This is a genomic window from Phyllobacterium sp. 22229, assembly GCF_052056495.1.
Lineage (GTDB): Bacteria > Pseudomonadota > Alphaproteobacteria > Rhizobiales > Rhizobiaceae > Phyllobacterium > Phyllobacterium myrsinacearum.
Map to the genome: position 1 here is coordinate 1 of NZ_JBQEPA010000010.1, position 18,117 is coordinate 18,117.

Annotated in this window: 15 protein-coding genes; 9 read left to right on the forward strand and 6 right to left on the reverse strand. The window is 61.3% G+C overall.

Features of this window, described 5'->3' with window-relative positions; genetic code table 11:
* Positions 1-47: 47 nt before the first annotated feature.
* Positions 48-539, reverse strand: a complete 492-nt coding sequence (locus ACTJJ7_RS13440) for a hypothetical protein (protein WP_440967450.1) — start codon at positions 537-539, stop codon at positions 48-50.
* A 328-nt stretch (positions 540-867) separates the two neighbouring features.
* Between ACTJJ7_RS13440 and cckA the strand changes: the two genes are divergently transcribed.
* Both cckA and ACTJJ7_RS13450 read left to right on the forward strand, forming a co-directional pair.
* Positions 868-3,456 (forward strand): cell cycle histidine kinase CckA, encoded by a 2,589-nt coding sequence (gene cckA, locus ACTJJ7_RS13445; RefSeq protein WP_105732421.1) that lies wholly within the window; start codon positions 868-870, stop codon positions 3,454-3,456.
* Positions 3,457-3,542: 86 nt separating this feature from the next.
* Positions 3,543-4,250 (forward strand): ArsR/SmtB family transcription factor, encoded by a 708-nt coding sequence (locus tag ACTJJ7_RS13450; protein ID WP_440967452.1) that lies wholly within the window; start codon positions 3,543-3,545, stop codon positions 4,248-4,250.
* On the opposite strand, the gene ACTJJ7_RS13455 is transcribed toward ACTJJ7_RS13450, so the two are convergent.
* Positions 4,247-4,960, reverse strand: coding sequence for an SDR family oxidoreductase (locus ACTJJ7_RS13455; RefSeq protein WP_440967454.1), 714 nt, complete (start codon positions 4,958-4,960; stop codon positions 4,247-4,249). The genes ACTJJ7_RS13450 and ACTJJ7_RS13455 overlap by 4 nt on opposite strands.
* Positions 4,961-5,269: 309 nt before the next feature.
* Between ACTJJ7_RS13455 and ACTJJ7_RS13460 the strand changes: the two genes are divergently transcribed.
* Both ACTJJ7_RS13460 and ACTJJ7_RS13465 read left to right on the forward strand, forming a co-directional pair.
* Positions 5,270-5,806 (forward strand): GNAT family N-acetyltransferase, encoded by a 537-nt coding sequence (locus tag ACTJJ7_RS13460; RefSeq protein WP_440967637.1) that lies wholly within the window; start codon positions 5,270-5,272, stop codon positions 5,804-5,806.
* 70 nt (positions 5,807-5,876) lie between these two features.
* Positions 5,877-6,536, forward strand: coding sequence for an OmpA family protein (locus ACTJJ7_RS13465; protein WP_105732425.1), 660 nt, complete (start codon positions 5,877-5,879; stop codon positions 6,534-6,536).
* Here ACTJJ7_RS13465 and ACTJJ7_RS13470 read toward each other — a convergent pair.
* Positions 6,529-7,458, reverse strand: a complete 930-nt coding sequence (locus ACTJJ7_RS13470; RefSeq protein ID WP_105732426.1) for a pseudouridine-5'-phosphate glycosidase — start codon at positions 7,456-7,458, stop codon at positions 6,529-6,531. The genes ACTJJ7_RS13465 and ACTJJ7_RS13470 overlap by 8 nt on opposite strands.
* A 32-nt stretch (positions 7,459-7,490) precedes the next feature.
* The gene (locus tag ACTJJ7_RS13475) at positions 7,491-8,441 is read right to left on the reverse strand and encodes a carbohydrate kinase family protein (RefSeq protein WP_105732427.1); all 951 of its coding nucleotides are present in this window, start codon (positions 8,439-8,441) and stop codon (positions 7,491-7,493) included.
* A 318-nt stretch (positions 8,442-8,759) separates the two neighbouring features.
* Between ACTJJ7_RS13475 and recA the strand changes: the two genes are divergently transcribed.
* The 3 genes from recA (at position 8,760) to ACTJJ7_RS13490 (ending at position 13,662) form a co-directional block, all read left to right on the forward strand.
* The gene (recA, locus tag ACTJJ7_RS13480; RefSeq protein WP_105732429.1) at positions 8,760-9,854 is read left to right on the forward strand and encodes a recombinase RecA; all 1,095 of its coding nucleotides are present in this window, start codon (positions 8,760-8,762) and stop codon (positions 9,852-9,854) included.
* A gap of 437 nt (positions 9,855-10,291) precedes the next feature.
* Positions 10,292-12,949 carry an alanine--tRNA ligase gene (alaS, locus tag ACTJJ7_RS13485; RefSeq protein ID WP_440967457.1) on the forward strand — a complete coding sequence of 886 codons (2,658 nt, stop codon included), beginning with the start codon at positions 10,292-10,294 and terminating at the stop codon, positions 12,947-12,949.
* A gap of 239 nt (positions 12,950-13,188) precedes the next feature.
* Positions 13,189-13,662 carry a hypothetical protein gene (locus tag ACTJJ7_RS13490; protein ID WP_440967459.1) on the forward strand — a complete coding sequence of 158 codons (474 nt, stop codon included), beginning with the start codon at positions 13,189-13,191 and terminating at the stop codon, positions 13,660-13,662.
* A gap of 164 nt (positions 13,663-13,826) precedes the next feature.
* Here ACTJJ7_RS13490 and ACTJJ7_RS13495 read toward each other — a convergent pair whose 3' ends face one another.
* On the reverse strand, positions 13,827-15,041 hold the full coding sequence (locus ACTJJ7_RS13495) for an NADP-dependent isocitrate dehydrogenase (protein ID WP_130270309.1): 1,215 nt from the start codon (positions 15,039-15,041) through the stop codon (positions 13,827-13,829).
* A gap of 214 nt (positions 15,042-15,255) precedes the next feature.
* On the opposite strand from ACTJJ7_RS13495, the gene ACTJJ7_RS13500 reads away from it, so the two are divergent.
* Complete coding sequence (locus tag ACTJJ7_RS13500) at positions 15,256-16,125, forward strand: RNA methyltransferase (protein WP_105733092.1); 870 nt, start codon at positions 15,256-15,258, stop codon at positions 16,123-16,125.
* Positions 16,118-16,918 (forward strand): glutamate racemase, encoded by an 801-nt coding sequence (murI, locus tag ACTJJ7_RS13505; RefSeq protein ID WP_105732432.1) that lies wholly within the window; start codon positions 16,118-16,120, stop codon positions 16,916-16,918. The genes ACTJJ7_RS13500 and murI overlap by 8 nt, the downstream gene beginning before the upstream one ends.
* 49 nt (positions 16,919-16,967) lie before the next feature.
* Here murI and ACTJJ7_RS13510 read toward each other — a convergent pair whose 3' ends face one another.
* Positions 16,968-18,032, reverse strand: a complete 1,065-nt coding sequence (locus tag ACTJJ7_RS13510) for an LLM class flavin-dependent oxidoreductase (RefSeq protein WP_440967639.1) — start codon at positions 18,030-18,032, stop codon at positions 16,968-16,970.
* Positions 18,033-18,117 lie beyond the last annotated feature (85 nt).

Below are 18,117 nucleotides of genomic sequence, written 5' to 3' on the forward strand. Positions count from 1 at the left end.
GTGGTTGTCCCGTGCTTCATCATTTTGCGGCTGCTGAGCTACAAGCGTTAAGCGCAAAAATATCGCCTTGGCCTGAACTGCGCCGGAGCGGCGGGCCGGCTGAGTGGCGTGACGGGCGGTGAAACGCGGGCGGGAGCGACGGTTTGCGGGCGGGGTGCCTCGACCGGCCGTGGCTCGGCTTTCGGCTCGGTATCGGCCGGAGCGATGGTGGCAGCGGGTTCGACGCGCGACTGCGGCTTGGCAAACTGCCGGATGTTCTGCTCGATCACCAGATCGCTGGGACCGCCGATCAGGATCAGATGTTCCACATCGTCACGCCGCACCAGAACCAGGCGGCGGCGGTTGTCGACAGCGGCAGCATCGGTCACCGACAGGCGGACCTGGCGGTTGCGCCCGCCCGCGACGAAGGTGCCGCCGGTGACACGGCGCAGGACAGCAAAGACGAGCAGCAGAAGGACAATGACCAGTGCGAAAAGAAGGATGAACCCGACAATCGGGGCAGCGGTTTCGCCGACGACAGCGACCAGCCAATTATGCATGACGAACTCTCCTTTACATTCTCCGGGCGAAAACGCACGTCCCCCGACATGGAACCCGGAGATGCGACACTAGTGCGAGCTTTTGCCTGCTGCAACCCTGATGCATGGTCTGGCCTGTGGCTATCGGCTGGTCCTGCCGATCTTGTGCCGCAATTGCCGTGCGAAACCGTGGAATAATGGCTGGTTCTGCACGCTTGGGGTTTATACGGCATCAAAGATATGATCCAAACGATTCGGAACCAGCATTGGTCATACGGACCTCAGCCGGTTCAAAATATTGTGGCCTGCCCGGGCAGAATCCGCGATGAAAAGAAGGGGTTTGAGACGGATGTCTCAAGAGACGAACAACGATCTTTATCCAGAACCGATCATTGCCAACACAAAGTCGACGAGGGCCGCCTTGCGCCTTGTCATTCTCGGCATTGTGCTCGTCGGCGTTTCCATCCTTTATTTCATCTACCGCGATCAGCTGGGGCAGCAGTTCCTGCTGGGATTGCTCGGCACGCTGGCGATGACCGGCGTGTTCTATCTCTTCGGTTCAGCCATCAATGTCATCCAGTTCACACCGCGCGGCACCAGCGATGAACTGACGCGCGCCTTTGTCGATACGTTTCCCGAGGGTACGGTTGTTGCCGATCAGAAAGGGCGCATTGTCTACGCCAATCGCGCCTATGCCCAGCTGACGGGCGTGACCAATTCCAGCGATGTGCGGGCGATCGAGCACATCCTTTCCAGCGAAAGCGCCGCTTCCGACCCGATCTACCGCCTGGCCAATGCGGTGCGGGACGGGATTTCCGGCCAGGAAGAACTGCGTCTGTCACGCCCGCTCGATCCGGCCCGCGAGCCGATCCCGACCTGGTACCGCGTGAAAGCCCGCGCCGTTGCGGGTATTCCGGGGCAGACAGCGCCGGTTTTCGCCTGGCAGATCGCCGATATTTCCGCCGAGCGCGCCGAGCAGGAGCGCTACTTCCAGGATATTCAAGAGGCCATCGATCACCTCGATCATGCCCCGGCGGGTTTCTTCTCCGCCGATCCCGACGGGCGCATCATCTATATCAATGCGACACTGGCCGAATGGCTCGGCATTGACCTGACCAAGTTTACGCCGGGTTCCATGACCGTCCGCGATATCGTTGCAGGCAATGGCATGGCGCTGATCAATGCGGTGAAGACAGAGCCGGGCACCAGCCGCAACACAGTGATCGACCTCGATCTGGCCAAGGCGAACGGCCAGAGCCTCGCCGTGCGCTTCTATCACCGTGTGCAGGCACAGCGCGACGGCAAGCGCGGCCCGACCCGGACAATCGTGCTCAACCGCGCCGAGGGCGAAGACAATTCCGCCGCGCTGCGCGCCGCCGAAGTGCGGTTCACCCGCTTTTTCAATTCGGCATCCATGGCGATTGCCGCCGTCGATGCTTCAGGCAAGATCCTGCGCACCAATGCGCGCTTCCTCGGCCTGTTTTCGCCCGTGGTGGACCGCGATGCCATCGACCGGCGCGCGCCGCTCGAAACCGTCGTGCACGAGCGCGACAGGGAAGCTTTCGACCGGGCGCTGGCCGCAGCCTTTGCCGGCAAGGCGGAGATTTCGCCCGTCGATACGGTCATTCCCGGCCATGAGGAGCGCCATCTGCGCTTCTATATCAGTCCGGTCTTCGATGCCGGTTCGGAAGAGGGCGCCGAGGAGGCTGCCATCGTTTCCGTCGTGGAGACCACCGAACAGAAGGCGCTTGAAGCCACCATGGCGCAGAGCCAGAAGATGCAGGCCGTCGGCCAGCTTGCGGGTGGTATCGCCCACGACTTCAACAATGTGCTGACGGCGATCATCATGTCGTCCGACCTTCTGCTTACCAATCACCGGGCGTCCGACCCGTCCTTTGCCGACATCATGAACATCAAGCAGAACGCCAACCGCGCGGCATCGCTGGTGCGGCAGCTCCTGGCATTCTCGCGCCGCCAGACTTTGCGGCCGGAAGTGCTTGACCTGACCGATGTCATTGCCGATGTGCGCATGCTGCTGACACGGCTTGCGGGGACGCAGGTCAACCTCAAGATCGAGCACGGCCGTGACCTGTGGCCGGTGCGCGCCGATCTTGGCCAGTTCGAGCAGGTGGTGGTCAATCTCACCGTCAATGCGCGCGATGCCATGCCGGAAGGCGGCGATCTGACCATCCGCACCCGCAATATCGGCGAGAGCGAAAGCGCCGCGCTGAACTACCGCGATCTCCTGCCGGGCGACTATGTTCTGGTCGAGGTGCAGGACAGCGGCACCGGCATGCCGCCCGAGGTCATCGAGAAGATTTTCGAACCGTTCTTCACCACCAAGGAAGTCGGCAAGGGCACCGGTCTCGGTCTCTCCATGGTCTATGGCATCATCAAGCAGACCGGCGGTTCGATCCATTGCGAATCCGAGCTTGGCAAGGGCACCACATTCCGCATCTTCCTGCCGCGCCATGTGGAGGCACCGGTCCTCAACGCGGCGGGCGAAGTGGTTGCGGTTGAAGCGCCGAAGAAGGAAAAGAAGGTCGAGAAGGCCACCGATCTTTCCGGCTCCGCAACGGTTCTCCTCGTCGAGGACGAGGACGCGGTGCGCATGGGCGGTGTCCGGGCGCTGCAATCGCGCGGCTACACGGTGCACGAGGCTTCCAGCGGCGTCGAAGCGCTTGAAGTGATGAAGGAACTGGACGGCAAGGTCGATATCATCGTGTCCGACGTTGTCATGCCGGAGATGGACGGCCCGACGCTGCTGCGCGAACTGCGCAAGGAATACGGGGATATCAAGTTCATCTTCGTGTCCGGCTATGCGGAAGACGCCTTTGCCCGCAACCTGCCGGAAGATGCCAAGTTCGGTTTCCTGCCAAAACCCTTCTCGCTGAAGCAGTTGGCGACATCGGTCAAGGACATGCTGGAAAGCGAATAGAAGCGCCCTTGATACTTCGGGCGTTTTCGAAGCATTCTTGCCGCGGATAGGCCAGTATCGGCCCTGAACAGCCACGGAAGAGCGCCATGTCGAACACTGCCAGATTTGCTGAAATCGCCGCGCTGGCCGGAGATCCCGGCCGCGCCAGCATGCTGACCGGCCTGATGGATGGCCGGGCGCTGACAGCGGGGGAACTGGCACAGCTTGCCGGGATTACGGCCCAGACGGCCAGCAGCCATCTCACGCGCATGACGGAGGCCGGGCTTCTGCAGGTGGAAAAGCAGGGCAGGCACCGCTATCACCGGCTGGCATCGCCAGCGGTTGCGCAGATGATTGAAAGCATCATGCAGATTGCCGCGCCTGCCGCGGGCGGCAAGACGGTGCGCACCGGGCCGCGCGACGCGGCATTAAGGGCGGGGCGCACCTGCTATGACCATCTGGCGGGAAAGCTGGGCGTGTCGATCACCGATGCGCTCGTCGGGGCCGGGCATCTGGAACTCGGACTCGATGCGGGCGAACTGACGGATAGCGGCCTGTCGCTCTTTGACAGGCTTGGCATGGATGTCGGTGTGATCCACCAGAAGAAGGGCCGTGTCCTGTGCCGCCCCTGCCTTGACTGGAGCGAACGGCGCCCGCATCTGGCCGGTGCCATCGGCGCTGCATTGTGCAGCCACTGCTTCGACAAGGGCTGGATCCGGCGCGTCGACGGCACGCGCGCCGTATCCGTGACGCCGAACGGCCAGAGGCATCTGCGCGAATCCCTCGGCGTCAACCTGATGGAGAAGAATGTCTAGACGTGCTTGGTGATCCCGCCATCCACGCGAATGTTCTGCCCGGTGATATAGCCCGCATCGTCCGACAGCAGGAACGCGGTTGTCTTGGCGATCTCGCTCATGGTGCCGAGGCGCTTCATCGGGATACCGCTCTCGGTGCCCGGCTTATGATCGAGGCTGTCGATAAAGCCTGGCAGCACCGCATTCATGCGGATATTGTCGGCGGCGTAGCGATCGGCGTAGAGTTTTGTATAGGCGCCAACGGCGGCGCGATAGGCGCAGGACACCGGGAAGACGAGACTTGGCTCGAAGGCGGCAAAGGTGGTGATGTTCACCCAGGAGCCTTTGCCTTGTTTGAGCATATAGGGCGTGACGAGCCGCGCCATGCGCACAACGCTCAGCACCATCAGATCATTGCCGAGCGCCCACTTCTCGTCGGTGATGTCGATGAGGTCCCCCTTCGGCGGGTGGCCGGTGTGGTTGACCACGGCGTCGATGCGCCCATAGGCTTCCGCTGTCCTGGCGACCAGCGTTTCCAGGTCCTTGGCCTCTGCAGCCGAACCCTTGATGCCGATCGCGCCCAGTTCCGCTGCCAGCTCGATGGCGCTGCCGGAAGGTGACATCAGCCCCAGCTTGTAGCCTCTGGCATGCAGCTCGCGGGCGATGCCTGCGCCCATGCCGCGTCCGCCGCCGGTGATGATTGCTACGGGTGATTGTGAGGTCTCAGTCATGCGAAATCCTGTCGGTGTCGTTCGGGTGCGACGAAGCATGTTGGAATAAGACCGGCGGCGCAAACGAATTCCGCCCGGCATATCGGTCAAAATTTTTGAACAGGGTCAGGTTTTGAATCAAAAACTCTCTTGAAATCACTGATCGCGTGGTGAAAGATAGCGGCATGACCCGTCGTTCGAATATCGTGATGCTGTACACCGCACTCCTTCTCAGGGGTGGTGGAGAGCTATTGCGCTGACGCCGACGCGATCCTTCACCAGACCCTGCCAGGAGGCGAGCAGGGTCTGACCTTCGCTCTCCTCGAACAAATGGAGAGCCAGATGCAAGACCAGCCCTTATCATTATCCCGCGACGGCGCATTTTCGATCCGGGCGGCGCGCGTTGCCGATTTTGAACAGATCAACGCAATGACCAATTTACCCGGCTTTCGCGCCGGTACGTTGCGCTTGCCCTTTCAAAGTGCGGAACAGACCCGCAAATGGCTCGAGAACCTGGGTGCGGGGACGACAAGCATCGTTGCCGAGATCGATCAACAGGTCGTCGGCCATGCGGGTCTGCATCGCGCCGATGGCAGGCGGGCCCATAGCGCGCATCTCGGGCTCGGCGTGCACGATGATTTCACCGGGCGCGGCATCGGCAAGGCGTTGCTGCTTGCCCTGATCGATGCGGCGGACAACTGGCTCAACATCCGGCGCCTGGAATTGATGGTGCATGCCGACAATGTCAAAGCCATCGGTCTCTACGAAAAATGCGGCTTTGAGCGGGAAGGCCTGCACCGGGATTATGCCTTCAAGCACGGGCGGTATGTCGATGCGCTGACAATGGCGCGACTACGGCTGATTTAGCCGGTTCTTTTCCATATTTTGCCGTATTCGATGCTATATTTCGCAGCATTTCCAACGGGGACCTGATTCCATGATCAAGAAGTTTGCCATCGGCTGTCTTGCCGCGACGTTTTTGGCCGGTTGCACCACGACCGATCCTTATACGGGCGAGCAAAAAATATCGAATACAGCAGGTGGCGCGGCGATCGGTGCAGCGGTTGGCGCACTGGGCGGTCTTGCGGTTGGCGGCGGCGGCAAATCCGGCCGCAATGCCGCGCTGATCGGTGCCGGTATCGGCGCGCTGGCCGGTGGCATGGCCGGCAATTACATGGACCGGCAGGAAGCGGAACTGCGCGCCCAATTGCAGGGAACGGGCGTGTCGGTGACGCGCAATGGCGATCAGATCATCCTGAACATGCCGTCGAACATCACGTTCGCCACGGACCAGGACGCGGTGAAGCCGCAGTTCTACGCAACGTTGAATTCAGTCGCGGTGGTGCTGCGCAAGTTCGACCGGAGCATTATCGATGTCTATGGCCATACGGACAATGTCGGCGGCCAAAAATACAATCAGCTCCTGTCCGAGCGCCGCGCGCTGTCGGTTTCGAACTATCTGACGCAGCAGGGCATCGACAACCGGCGTTTCTCCGTTCGCGGCCTCGGCATGGACCGGCCGATTGCCTCCAACAATTCGGAAGCCGGCCGGTCGCAGAATCGCCGCGTCGAACTGCAGATTTCGCCGCTTACCTGATATTGGCCAATGCAACGGCAATGCGCGCCGCAAGGCGTGCATTGTTTTCCACCAGGGCGATATTGGCCTTCAGGCTTTCACCCTTGGTGATATCGAGGATTTCCGACAGAAGATATGGCGTCACGGCCTTGCCCGTGATGCCATTTTTTGTGGCGCGCGCCAGCGCTTCGCGGATGTATCCGCCCATGATGCCGGCCGGAATTTCGCTTTCCAGCGGAATGGGGTTGGCGATCAGCATGCCGCCATTGACGCCGATGGCGCTGCGCGTTGCCTGGAATTTGGCAATGGCTTCGGGCGTGTCGAGGCGCAAGGGGGCCTTGAGATGCGACTGGCGCGACCAGAAGGCCGGCAGAATATCCGCCCCATGCACGACGACGGGTACGCCTTTGGTTTCAAGCACTTCCAGCGTCTTTTCAATATCCAGAATCGCCTTGGCACCCGCCGAAACGACGATGACCGGGGTGCGGCCCAGTTCTTCCAGATCGGCGGATATGTCGAAACTGGTCTCCGCGCCCATGTGCACGCCGCCAATGCCGCCCGTGGCAAATACCTTGATGCCCGCCATGTGCGCGGCCAGCATGGTGGCGGCAACGGTGGTGCCGCCGGTGCGGCCTTCCGACAGCGCAAACGCCAGATCGGCGCGCGACAGCTTCATGGCGCCCTTGACCTGCGCCAGCGCCTCGCGTTCTTCAGCCGAAATGCCGATCTTCAGGCGGCCATCGATGATGGCGATGGTCGCCGGGACGGCGCCGCCATCGCGGATGATCGTCTCGACATCGGCGGCCATGCGGCTGTTGTCCGGATAGGGCATGCCGTGGGTGATGATCGTGCTTTCCAGAGCCACCACCGGCTGCCCGGCGGCAAGCGCTTTCTGCACCTCCGGTGCAATGTCGGTGAACGGGTTGAGGGCTGTTGTGGTCATGGTTCTTTCCTTTGTCATGTCTGGCCGTTGGCTCAGGCGAGCGGCATGGCTGCCGGTATGGCCGCAAGTGCCGCGTCGAAAATCCTGGATGTGAAGACCGGCGTTGCCGAATGGGTTTGCAGCGTCAGCGCCGAGGCGGCAAAGCCTTCGCGCACGGCGTCCGTGAGGGGCAGGCCGCGCATCAGCGCCGATATGGTGCCGCCCGCCAGCGCATCACCCGCACCGGTGACGTCGGCAATGCCGCTCAGTTCGGGCGGCAAAAGGGAAAATGCGCCTGCGCTCGAATAGGCCAGCGCAGCCTGGCCGCCATTGCTGACAACGGCCGCCTGCAGCCCCTCCGCCATCAGGGCGCGGTGCAGAGCGGGCAGGCTGGCATCGGCGCCGAGCCCCGTCAGCGCGAAGGCTTCGCGCCGGTTGAGGAACAGGCAGGCGAGATTGCCGAGCACCGGCCGCAGCCGTACCGCCTTGGCCGGGGAAATCGCCAGCGCATAGAGCGGCTTGCCGCCAGCCAGCTCTGCCAGTTTTTGCAACGCTTCGGATGGCAGGTTGGCATCGCCGAAAACCGCATCGGCCGCTTCAATCGAATCGCGCACCTTGCGTCGCCTGAGCTGCCGGGGCAGGGCAAGTTCATACAGCGCCATGTCGGCAATGGCCGCAACCACGTCACCCTGCTCATCGAGAATCGCCGTATAGCTCGGCGTTGCCCGGTCGATGAACACGGCGGAACTGTCTGTGATTCCGGCGGCCTCAAAGGCCGCGCCGATGACATCGCCAACCCGGTCGCCGCCGCGCACCGACAGCATTTCAGCCCGTACGCCGCGCCGCACGGCAAGGCGCAGTGCATTGAAGACGCCGCCGCCGGGCTCTTCGCGCATGATGCCGGGGTTGGACGCGCCGGGAATGAAGGGAACGCTGCTCTGGCCGCGCCGGTCCATATGGGCGCCGCCGACAGCAAACAGCAGCGGTGTGTAATCCTGAGTCATGGTTGGTGGCTTTTGCTGAACAAAATGATCGGTTGCAAGACACTTGGTCTTTTTCTTCTCTAGATTGCCTGCGGCCCTGACGCAATCGCCGCAACGATTCGAATCCGGCGGCCGCCGTTTTCCCGTTCCCGCTGTCCAGGCACGAGGAACATGTGGACAAGCGCAAACGGGTCAACTCCGGAACATTTTAAGAACATTTTTGTGTTATTGTTGCTTTTCAATGGCTTGTGCATATTGCCAAATGAGAACAAAACAGATACAAATATCTTCAAAGGCCGGAGCATCCGGGCTTCATGGATAGCACAGGGGTAGTGTAACATGGCTCAAAATTCTTTGCGGTTAGTTGAGGGTAATTCGGTGGATAAAACGAAAGCGCTGGATGCGGCATTGTCACAGATCGAGAGAGCCTTTGGTAAGGGTTCGATCATGCGGCTTGGACGCAATGAGCAGGTGGTGGAAATTGAGACGGTGTCGACCGGCTCGCTTTCCCTGGATATAGCCCTCGGCGTCGGCGGTCTGCCGAAAGGCCGTATTGTCGAGATTTACGGGCCGGAAAGCTCCGGTAAGACAACCCTGGCGCTGCATACGATTGCCGAAGCCCAGAAGAAGGGCGGCATCTGCGCCTTTGTCGACGCCGAGCATGCGCTGGACCCGGTCTATGCCCGCAAGCTGGGCGTGGATCTGGAGAACCTTCTGATCTCGCAGCCCGATACCGGCGAACAGGCGCTGGAGATCACCGATACGCTGGTCCGGTCCGGTGCGATCGATGTTCTGGTGGTCGATTCCGTTGCTGCCTTGACCCCGCGTGCGGAAATCGAAGGTGAGATGGGCGATTCTCTCCCCGGCCTGCAGGCCCGCTTGATGAGCCAGGCGCTGCGCAAGCTGACCGCATCCATCTCCCGCTCCAATTGCATGGTCATCTTCATCAACCAGATCCGCATGAAGATCGGCGTGATGTTCGGTTCACCTGAAACCACGACGGGCGGCAATGCGCTGAAATTCTATGCTTCGGTGCGCCTCGACATCCGCCGCATCGGTGCGCTGAAGGAGCGTGACGAGGTGGTCGGTAACCAGACCCGCGTCAAGGTGGTCAAGAACAAGCTGGCACCGCCCTTCAAGCAGGTCGAATTCGACATCATGTATGGCGAAGGCGTTTCCAAGACGGGCGAGCTGGTCGATCTGGGCGTCAAGGCGGGTATCGTCGAAAAGTCCGGTTCGTGGTTCTCCTACAACTCCCAGCGTCTGGGGCAGGGCCGCGACAACGCGAAACTGTTCCTCAGGGACAATCCGGAAGTCGCCAATGAAATTGAGCTGGTCCTGCGCCAGAATGCCGGTCTGATTGCCGAGCAGATGCTGGACAAGGGCCCGGACGATATCGAGGACAATGACGGACCCGAGGCCGCCGAAGGCTGATCTCCTAAGGACGGACCGTTCTGGTCTGCGCTTCATCACCCGCATCCGGCCGCCGGATGCGGGTTTTTCTTTTACAATGCTCTCACGCTGCAAGACCGTCCCTCGTGCCGAGACTGTGCTTCACCGCACGCAGCGCTACCTTCCCACATATGGAGCAGACCTCCCTCATGCAGAGCTCTGACTTCCCTCATGCAGAGCTCTGACTTCCCTCATGCTGAGCTTGTCGAAGCACGCAGAGCGGCCGTGCGTGCTTCGACAAGCTGGGTATGAGGGAGAGTGCGCGTATTCAAAGGCTGTGCTGTTCATAAGCAAGGCCCATTATCACAGGGATTTTCTGGACAGGCCGCGGTCGCATCGCTACAAGCGTTGCGTTCCGCCCTTTGTTGCAGAAAGGGCCTATTTCGCTTTGGTTAGAGACAAGTCAGAAGGCAATGCACATGAGTGGCGTCAACGAAATCCGGTCGACATTTCTGAACTATTTCAAGAAGAACGGCCATGAGATCGTGGCGTCGAGCCCGCTCGTGCCGCGCAACGACCCGACGCTGATGTTCACCAATGCCGGCATGGTGCAGTTCAAGAACGTTTTCACCGGTCTGGAGCAGCGGCCCTACAGCCGCGCGACCACATCGCAGAAATGCGTGCGCGCCGGCGGCAAGCACAATGACCTCGACAATGTCGGCTATACGGCGCGGCACCATACGTTTTTTGAGATGCTCGGCAATTTCTCCTTCGGTGACTATTTCAAGGAGGAGGCGATCAGCCTCGCCTGGAACCTGATCACCAAGGAGTATGGTCTCGACAGGAACAAGCTGCTCGTCACCGTCTACCATACGGACGATGCGGCTGCCGGATTCTGGAAGAAGATTGCCGGTCTGTCCGATGACCGCATCATCCGCATCGCCACCAGCGACAATTTCTGGGCGATGGGCGATACCGGCCCGTGCGGCCCGTGCTCGGAAATTTTCTACGATCACGGCGAAGACATCTGGGGCGGCCCTCCCGGCAGCGCCAACGAGGACGGCGACCGCTTCATCGAGATCTGGAACCTCGTCTTCATGCAGTTCGAGCAGATCACCAAGGAAGAGCGCATCGAGTTGCCGCGCCCGTCGATCGATACGGGCATGGGGCTGGAACGCCTGGCAGCCGTGCTGCAGGGCGAGCATGACAATTACGATATCGACCTGTTCCGGGCGCTCATCCGCGCGTCGGAAGACGCGACCGGCGTCAAGGCGGAAGGAAAGTTCCGCGCCAGCCACCGGGTGATCGCCGATCACCTGCGTTCGTCCAGTTTCCTCATTGCCGATGGCGTGCTGCCGTCGAATGAAGGCCGCGGCTATGTGCTGCGCCGCATCATGCGCCGCGCCATGCGCCATGCGCAGCTGCTGGGTGCCAGGGAGCCGCTGATGTGGCGCCTGCTGCCGGCGCTTATCCGCGAGATGGGCCAGGCCTATCCGGAGCTGATCCGGGCGGAATCGCTGATTTCTGAAACGCTGAAGCTCGAGGAAACCCGCTTCCGCAAGACGCTGGATCGCGGCCTCGGCCTGCTCAGCGATGCCACGGAAGGTCTTGGCGAGGGCGACCGTCTCGATGGCGAAACCGCGTTCAAACTCTATGACACCTTCGGTTTTCCGCTGGATCTGACCCAGGATGCGTTGCGCCAGCGCGGCATTGCGGTTGACACGGATGCCTTTGCCGCGGCCATGGAGCGGCAGAAAGCGGAAGCCCGCGCCCATTGGTCCGGCTCCGGCGACGCGGCGACCGAAACGGTCTGGTTTGCGGTGCGCGACAAGGTCGGCGCCACCGAATTCCTCGGTTATGAGACGGAAAAGGCCGAAGGCGTCATCACCGCGCTGGTGCGGGACGGTGCGCAGGTGGACAGCGCCGGGGAAGGCGAGGCCGTTGCCCTCGTGGTCAACCAGACGCCGTTCTATGGCGAGTCCGGCGGCCAGCAGGGCGATACCGGCATCATTTCGGGTGACGGCTTTACTGTTGTTGTCACCGACACGCAGAAGAAGAATGACGGCGTGTTCGTGCATCTGGGCAAGGTGCTCAAGGGCACGGTGAAGCTTGGCGTGCCGGTGGAGCTGACCGTCGACAGCGCACGCCGCACGCGCATCCGCTCCAACCACTCGGCGACGCACCTGCTGCATGAGGCGCTGCGCGAAACCCTCGGCACCCACGTGGCGCAGAAGGGCTCGCTCGTTGCGCCGGATCGCCTGCGTTTCGATTTTTCCCATCCGAAGCCGATTTCGGACAAGGAACTGGCCGTCATCGAAGACCTTGCCAACGAAATCGTCCTGCAGAACGCACCGGTCAGCACCCGCCTGATGGCGGTCGACGATGCTATCGCGGAAGGCGCCATGGCGTTGTTCGGCGAGAAGTATGGCGATGAAGTGCGCGTGGTTTCCATGGGCACGGCGCTGCACGGCGAGAAATCGGGTAAGAGCTATTCGACGGAATTGTGCGGCGGCACGCATGTGCGCGCCACCGGCGATATCGGCCTGATCCGCATTGTCTCGGAAAGCGCCGTGGCGGCGGGTGTGCGCCGCATGGAGGCGCTGACCGGCGAAGCCGCGCGCCGCTACCTCGAAGAGCAGGACGACCGGGTCAAGGCGATTGCCGGCGTGTTGAAGTCCACGCCTGCCGACGCGCTGGCGCGTGTGACGGCATTGCTGGATGAGCGCCGCAAGCTGGAACGCGAGCTCACCGAGGCGCGCAAGCAATTGGCGCTTGGCGGCTCCGGCAATGGCGCAGCACCGTCCGAAACGGTCAATGGTGTCGGCTTCATCGGCAAGGTGGTCACCGGCGTCAATCCGCGCGATCTGAAGCCGCTGGCCGACGATGCCAAAAAAACCGTCGGCTCCGGCATCGTGACGTTCATTGGCGTTTCGGAAGATGGCAAGGCCAGCGCGGTCGTTGGCGTTACCGATGATCTCGTCGGCAGGTTCAGCGCCGTCGATCTGGTCAAGGTCGCCTCCGCGGCGCTTGGTGGTGCCGGCGGCGGCGGCCGTCCCGACATGGCGCAGGCCGGCGGACCCGACGGCTCCAGGGCCGAAGCTGCCGTGGCTGCCGTGCGCGACGCGCTCGCCGGCTAAGATAAGCATTGTATTTCCGGCCGCGGGTGATGCGGCCGGAAATGCCGCCTGCTCATACTAATTGCGGAGTGGGCAAGAGATTGATTTTCCGGTATTTTTACTACGTTTTGGTTTTCATTTTCAAAAGTTGTTTTTAGTCATTCATTTCGAGAACTATCGTGAAGACAATACCGGTTCTTCTGTTCGCCGCGATGCTGCTTGTTTCCTGCCAGACCTCGACGGTCGTCAAGGATGTTCATATGCGCAGCGACACGGCCTTTGGGCCTGATGTCCTGGCCTATCTGGATTTGTTCATGTCGCTGAACGCGCAGCCCTACTATTCGACCACCGTGGGATACGGTTTCAAGACGTTTTATACCGGCCCGCGCAAGAGCCATTTTTCCGAGGCCTGGAGCTATGGCCGGCAGATGCAGTTCGAAAAGGGGGTCAGCAGACGGGGCGCTTGCTTCTTTCGGCCCTGCCTGCCCACCCGCGAGGAAACCGGCGTGGTGGCCATGGACGAGGCGGATTTTGTTGCCGCTGCCACGAAAGGGCTCGACTTCGAACTCGCGGGCAAGGCGGGGAAAATTGTCGGCAGGATTCCGGCCCATGCCTTCCGCAGGGTGTTGGATCTCAAATCGAGCATGAAACTGCCGCCCGCTGCCGCAAACAAAGCGCCAGTGGTAAAAGCGCCGGCGCCTGCCGAAGACGACGGCATTGCAGACGACGAATAGTGCCCACAGACCCCGGCTGCGGTATCGCCGGAGCATAAGCCGGGTCAATGAGGAGGGACCGGCGTGAGAGCCAGCCGGTCAAAGAAAAGCCCCGGCGAACCGGGGCTTGTCGTATATGGTGGGGCGATGCCCGATCAGGCAGTCCCGCGATCAGGTGGCCCTGATCAGGCGCCCATGGCCTTGCGCAGGTTTTCGTCGATCTTGTCGAGGAAACCCGTGGTGGACAGCCAGGGCTGGTCGGGACCGATCAGCAGTGCCAGATCCTTGGTCATGTAACCGGCTTCGACCGTGTCGACGCAGACCTTTTCCAGCGTGTTGGCAAAGCGGTCGAGTTCGGTGTTGCCGTCAAGCTTGGCGCGATGGGCAAGGCCACGCGTCCAGGCAAAGATCGAGGCGATGGAGTTGGTCGAGGTTTCCTCGCCCTTCTGGTGCTGGCGGTAGTGGCGTGTCACGGTGCCGTGGGCGGCTTCCGCTTCCACCGTCTGGCCATCCGGCGTCATCAGCACGGAGGTCATCAGGCCGAGCGAGCCAAAGCCCTGCGCCACGATGTCGGACTGCACGTCGCCGTCATAGTTCTTGCAGGCCCAGACATAGCCGCCGGACCATTTCAGCGCCGAGGCGACCATGTCATCGATCAGGCGATGTTCGTAGGTGATCTTCTTCTCGGCGAACTTGTCCTTGAATTCGGCGTCGAATACTTCCTGGAAGATGTCCTTGAAGCGGCCGTCATAGGCCTTGAGGATGGTGTTCTTGGTTGAGAGATAGCAGGGAACGCCGCGGTTATAGGCATAGTTGAGCGAGGCGCGGGCAAAGTCGCGGATGGAATCATCCAGATTGTACATGGCCATGGCGACGCCGGCGCTCGGCGCATCATAGACGTCATGTTCGATGGTCTTGCCGTCTTCGCCGACAAACTTGATCGACAGCTTGCCCTTGCCGGGGAAGCGGAAATCGGTGGCGCGGTACTGGTCGCCGAAGGCATGGCGGCCGACGATGATCGGCTGGGTCCAGCCTGGAACCAGACGGGGAACGTTCTTGGCAATGATCGGTTCGCGGAAGATGACGCCGCCGAGAATGTTGCGGATGGTGCCGTTGGGCGACTTCCACATCTTCTTGAGGCCGAATTCCTCAACGCGCTGTTCGTCCGGGGTGATGGTGGCGCATTTGACGCCAACGCCATACTGCTTGATTGCATTGGCCGCGTCGATGGTCACCTGATCGTCGGTCGCATCGCGATGTTCGATGCCCAGATCGTAATATTTCAGGTCGATGTCGAGATAGGGATGGATCAGCTTGTCTTTGATGTGCTGCCAGATGATGCGGGTCATCTCGTCGCCGTCAAGTTCGACAACCGGGTTTGCAACCTTGATCTTTGCCATGAATAATCAGCCTCTTTATTACTGGTCTGGGAATGCCAGCATCGGTTTTCATTGAGGGTTCGCGCCCCTATAGCACTCGCAAACCAGAACGCAAAGACTGGCTTTAAGTGTTTAATCGCAATCTTGGCCGAATATGAACCGGGCACAGGCCCGATGCACGATTGCCCGCTGAAAAAACGCGTTGTATGAGGGCGGCATTCACAATGGATTGATCATGGCAGGTACAGACAGACAGCGCACACTCATTGCCGAAGGGCCGGCGATCATCCTGGTCGAGCCGCAATTGCCGGAGAATATCGGCATGGTGGCGCGGGCCATGGCCAATTTCGGGCTGGCGGAACTGCGCCTCGTCAAGCCGCGCGAGGAATTTCCCAACGACAAGGCGCGCTCCGCCGCAAGCCGGGCCGATCACATCATCGATGCGGCAAAGGTCTACGACGATCTGCCGTCGGCTATCGAGGACCTGCACTTCGTCTACGCGACGACGGCACGCGAACGCGACGCGTTCAAGCAGGTGCGCGGACCCGTCGAGGCGGGCCAGACGCTGCGCCAGCGCTTCAATAGAGGCGAGAAGACCGGGATTCTTTTCGGCCGCGAGCGTTTCGGCCTCAATAATGACGAAGTCAGCCTCGCCGATGAGCTGGTGACATTTCCGGTCAATCCGGCATTCTCGTCGCTGAACATCGCACAGGCGGTTTTGCTCATGTCCTATGAGTGGATGAAGTCCGGGTTGGAGAAGGAGACGGACACGGCTTTCCGCGGTCCCGAACTGGAACCCGCGCCGAAGGAACAGCTGCAGGGCTTTTTCAATCATCTGGAGGATGCCTTGCAGGCGCGCGGCTATTTCCGCCCCATGGCGCGCAAAGAGATCATGGTCAACAATCTGCGCGGCGTTCTGACCCGCGCGGGCTTTTCCGACTCGGAACTGAGGCTGTTGCGCGGCGTGGTTGTTTCGCTGGACTATTTCAGCCCGAAGACGCCGCGCGGCTCCGGTGCACCGGAAGGGCGCAAGCGGGAAAAGCCGGCGCCTGACAAAACGGCGGCCAAGCCAGCGGGACGCGAGGACATACCAGGCGATGAATGACGCAGCGGACCGGCCGATCATTGCGTTTGACAGCGGCATTGGCGGCTTGACCGTCCTGCGCGAGGCGCGGGTCCTCATCCCGGACCGGCGTTTTGTCTATATCGCCGACGATGCCGGTTTTCCCTATGGCGACTGGGACGAAGAGCCGTTGCGCGCCCGCATTCTCGGCCTGTTCGAGGGCTTCATTGCCACTTATGATCCGGAGATTGTCATCATTCCCTGCAATACGGCGTCAACGCTGGTGCTGGATGATCTGCGCCGGGCTTTTCCGGCGGTGCCCTTTGTCGGCACCGTTCCCGCCATCAAACCGGCGGCAGAGCGCACCTCGTCGGGCCTTATCACGGTGCTGGCAACGCCGGGCACGGTCAAGCGTGCCTATACGCGCGATCTCATCCAGTCTTTTGCCACGAAATGCCATGTGCGGCTCGTCGGCAGCCAGAACCTGGCGCGCATGGCGGAAGCGCATATCCGCGGCGACCACTTGGACGATGCGGCGATCGCGGCGGAAATTGCGCCCTGCTTTGTCGAAATGGATGGCAAGCGCACCGATATCGTTGTTCTGGCCTGCACGCATTATCCGTTTCTGGCCAATGTGTTCCGCCGTCTTGCCCCGTGGCCGGTGGACTGGCTCGATCCGGCCGAAGCGATTGCCCGCCGCGCCCTGTCGCTGCTCAAGCCCAACGGAGCGGGCAGCGAGCCGGAGCATGGCGACGACATCGCCGTGTTCACCTCGGGCAATCCCGACTTTTCCACCCGGCGCCTTATGCAAGGTTTCGGGCTGGCCACCGTTTGATCTTCAGTGACCGGCGGGACCGAAGGGACCGAAGCCCCGCCGTCGCTGACTATGCCAATGCCGTTTCTTCCGTCTTCACGGGCTGGCCAAGTTCCTTGCGGATGATCGGGGCAACCTTTGTGCCGAACAGTTCGATGGCTTTCAGCGTGTTTTTGTGCGGCAGGCTGCCCAGATCAATCTGCAGCAGAAAACGGTCATGCTTGAAGTAGCTGTGCTGCAGCATGATCTTGTCGATGACCTCCTGCGGCGAGCCGACCAGAAGGGCACCGCGCGGGGTGCGGCCCGCTTCGAACTGCGCCCGGTTGCTTGGCGGCCAGCCGCGCTCACGGCCGATCTTGTTCATCACCACCTCATAGGATGGCCAGTAACCGTCCGCGGCGGCCTGCGATGTCTCGGCGACATAGCCATGCGAGTTGATGCTGACTTTCAGCGTTTCAGGCGCATGACCGGCCTTGGCCCCGGCTTCGCGGTAAAGATCGACCAGCGGTGCAAAGCGATGCGGCTCGCCGCCGATAATGGCTACAGCGAGCGGCAGGCCGAGCGTACCGGCGCGGATGACCGAGGCAGGGGTGCCGCCGACGGCAATCCATACGGGCAGCGGATTCTGCAGCGGCCGCGGATAAACGCCGAGATTGTTGATCGGCGCACGCAGATTGCCTTTCCAGGTCACGCGTTCGCTGGCGCGCAGTTTCAACAGGAGATCGAGCTTTTCAGTGAACAGCGCGTCGTAATCATTCAGGTCATAACCGAACAGGGGAAAGGACTCGATGAATGAGCCGCGTCCCGCCATGATTTCCGCACGGCCCGAGGAAATCAGGTCGAGCGTCGCATATTCCTGGAACACGCGAACCGGATCCTCCGAGCTCAGAACCGTGACCGCGCTGGTCAGCCGGATGTTTTTGGTGCGCGCCGCACCGGCGGCAAGAACCACGGCGGGCGTGGAAATGACGAAATCCGGGCGGTGATGCTCGCCGATGCCAAACACATCGAGGCCAACCTGATCGGCCAGTTCCATCTCTTCCAGAAGGTTCTGCATGCGCTGGTGCGCGTCGATGGCAACGCCGCTCGCCGGGTCTGGGCTCATGCCCGCAAATGTGTAGATGCCGAGTTCCATGATCTTCACCTTCATGTCCTGTGTTGCTGTTTAGGTAAGCGCGGGCTGGCGGCTTGTGAAGAACGCACATTCGGGTTGCCGAGGC

What these genes read in the sequence shown, in the direction of transcription:
- ACTJJ7_RS13440 (WP_440967450.1), bottom strand. Translation starts at nt 539, where the DNA reads ATGCATAATTGGCTGGTCGCTGTCGTCGGCGAAACCGCTGCCCCGATT.
- cckA (WP_105732421.1), top strand. Translation starts at nt 868, where the DNA reads ATGTCTCAAGAGACGAACAACGATCTTTATCCAGAACCGATCATTGCC.
- ACTJJ7_RS13450 (WP_440967452.1), top strand. Translation starts at nt 3,543, where the DNA reads ATGTCGAACACTGCCAGATTTGCTGAAATCGCCGCGCTGGCCGGAGAT.
- ACTJJ7_RS13455 (WP_440967454.1), bottom strand. Translation starts at nt 4,960, where the DNA reads ATGACTGAGACCTCACAATCACCCGTAGCAATCATCACCGGCGGCGGA.
- ACTJJ7_RS13460 (WP_440967637.1), top strand. Translation starts at nt 5,270, where the DNA reads ATGGAGAGCCAGATGCAAGACCAGCCCTTATCATTATCCCGCGACGGC.
- ACTJJ7_RS13465 (WP_105732425.1), top strand. Translation starts at nt 5,877, where the DNA reads ATGATCAAGAAGTTTGCCATCGGCTGTCTTGCCGCGACGTTTTTGGCC.
- ACTJJ7_RS13470 (WP_105732426.1), bottom strand. Translation starts at nt 7,458, where the DNA reads ATGACCACAACAGCCCTCAACCCGTTCACCGACATTGCACCGGAGGTG.
- ACTJJ7_RS13475 (WP_105732427.1), bottom strand. Translation starts at nt 8,441, where the DNA reads ATGACTCAGGATTACACACCGCTGCTGTTTGCTGTCGGCGGCGCCCAT.
- recA (WP_105732429.1), top strand. Translation starts at nt 8,760, where the DNA reads ATGGCTCAAAATTCTTTGCGGTTAGTTGAGGGTAATTCGGTGGATAAA.
- alaS (WP_440967457.1), top strand. Translation starts at nt 10,292, where the DNA reads ATGAGTGGCGTCAACGAAATCCGGTCGACATTTCTGAACTATTTCAAG.
- ACTJJ7_RS13490 (WP_440967459.1), top strand. Translation starts at nt 13,189, where the DNA reads ATGCGCAGCGACACGGCCTTTGGGCCTGATGTCCTGGCCTATCTGGAT.
- ACTJJ7_RS13495 (WP_130270309.1), bottom strand. Translation starts at nt 15,041, where the DNA reads ATGGCAAAGATCAAGGTTGCAAACCCGGTTGTCGAACTTGACGGCGAC.
- ACTJJ7_RS13500 (WP_105733092.1), top strand. Translation starts at nt 15,256, where the DNA reads ATGGCAGGTACAGACAGACAGCGCACACTCATTGCCGAAGGGCCGGCG.
- murI (WP_105732432.1), top strand. Translation starts at nt 16,118, where the DNA reads ATGAATGACGCAGCGGACCGGCCGATCATTGCGTTTGACAGCGGCATT.
- ACTJJ7_RS13510 (WP_440967639.1), bottom strand. Translation starts at nt 18,032, where the DNA reads ATGGAACTCGGCATCTACACATTTGCGGGCATGAGCCCAGACCCGGCG.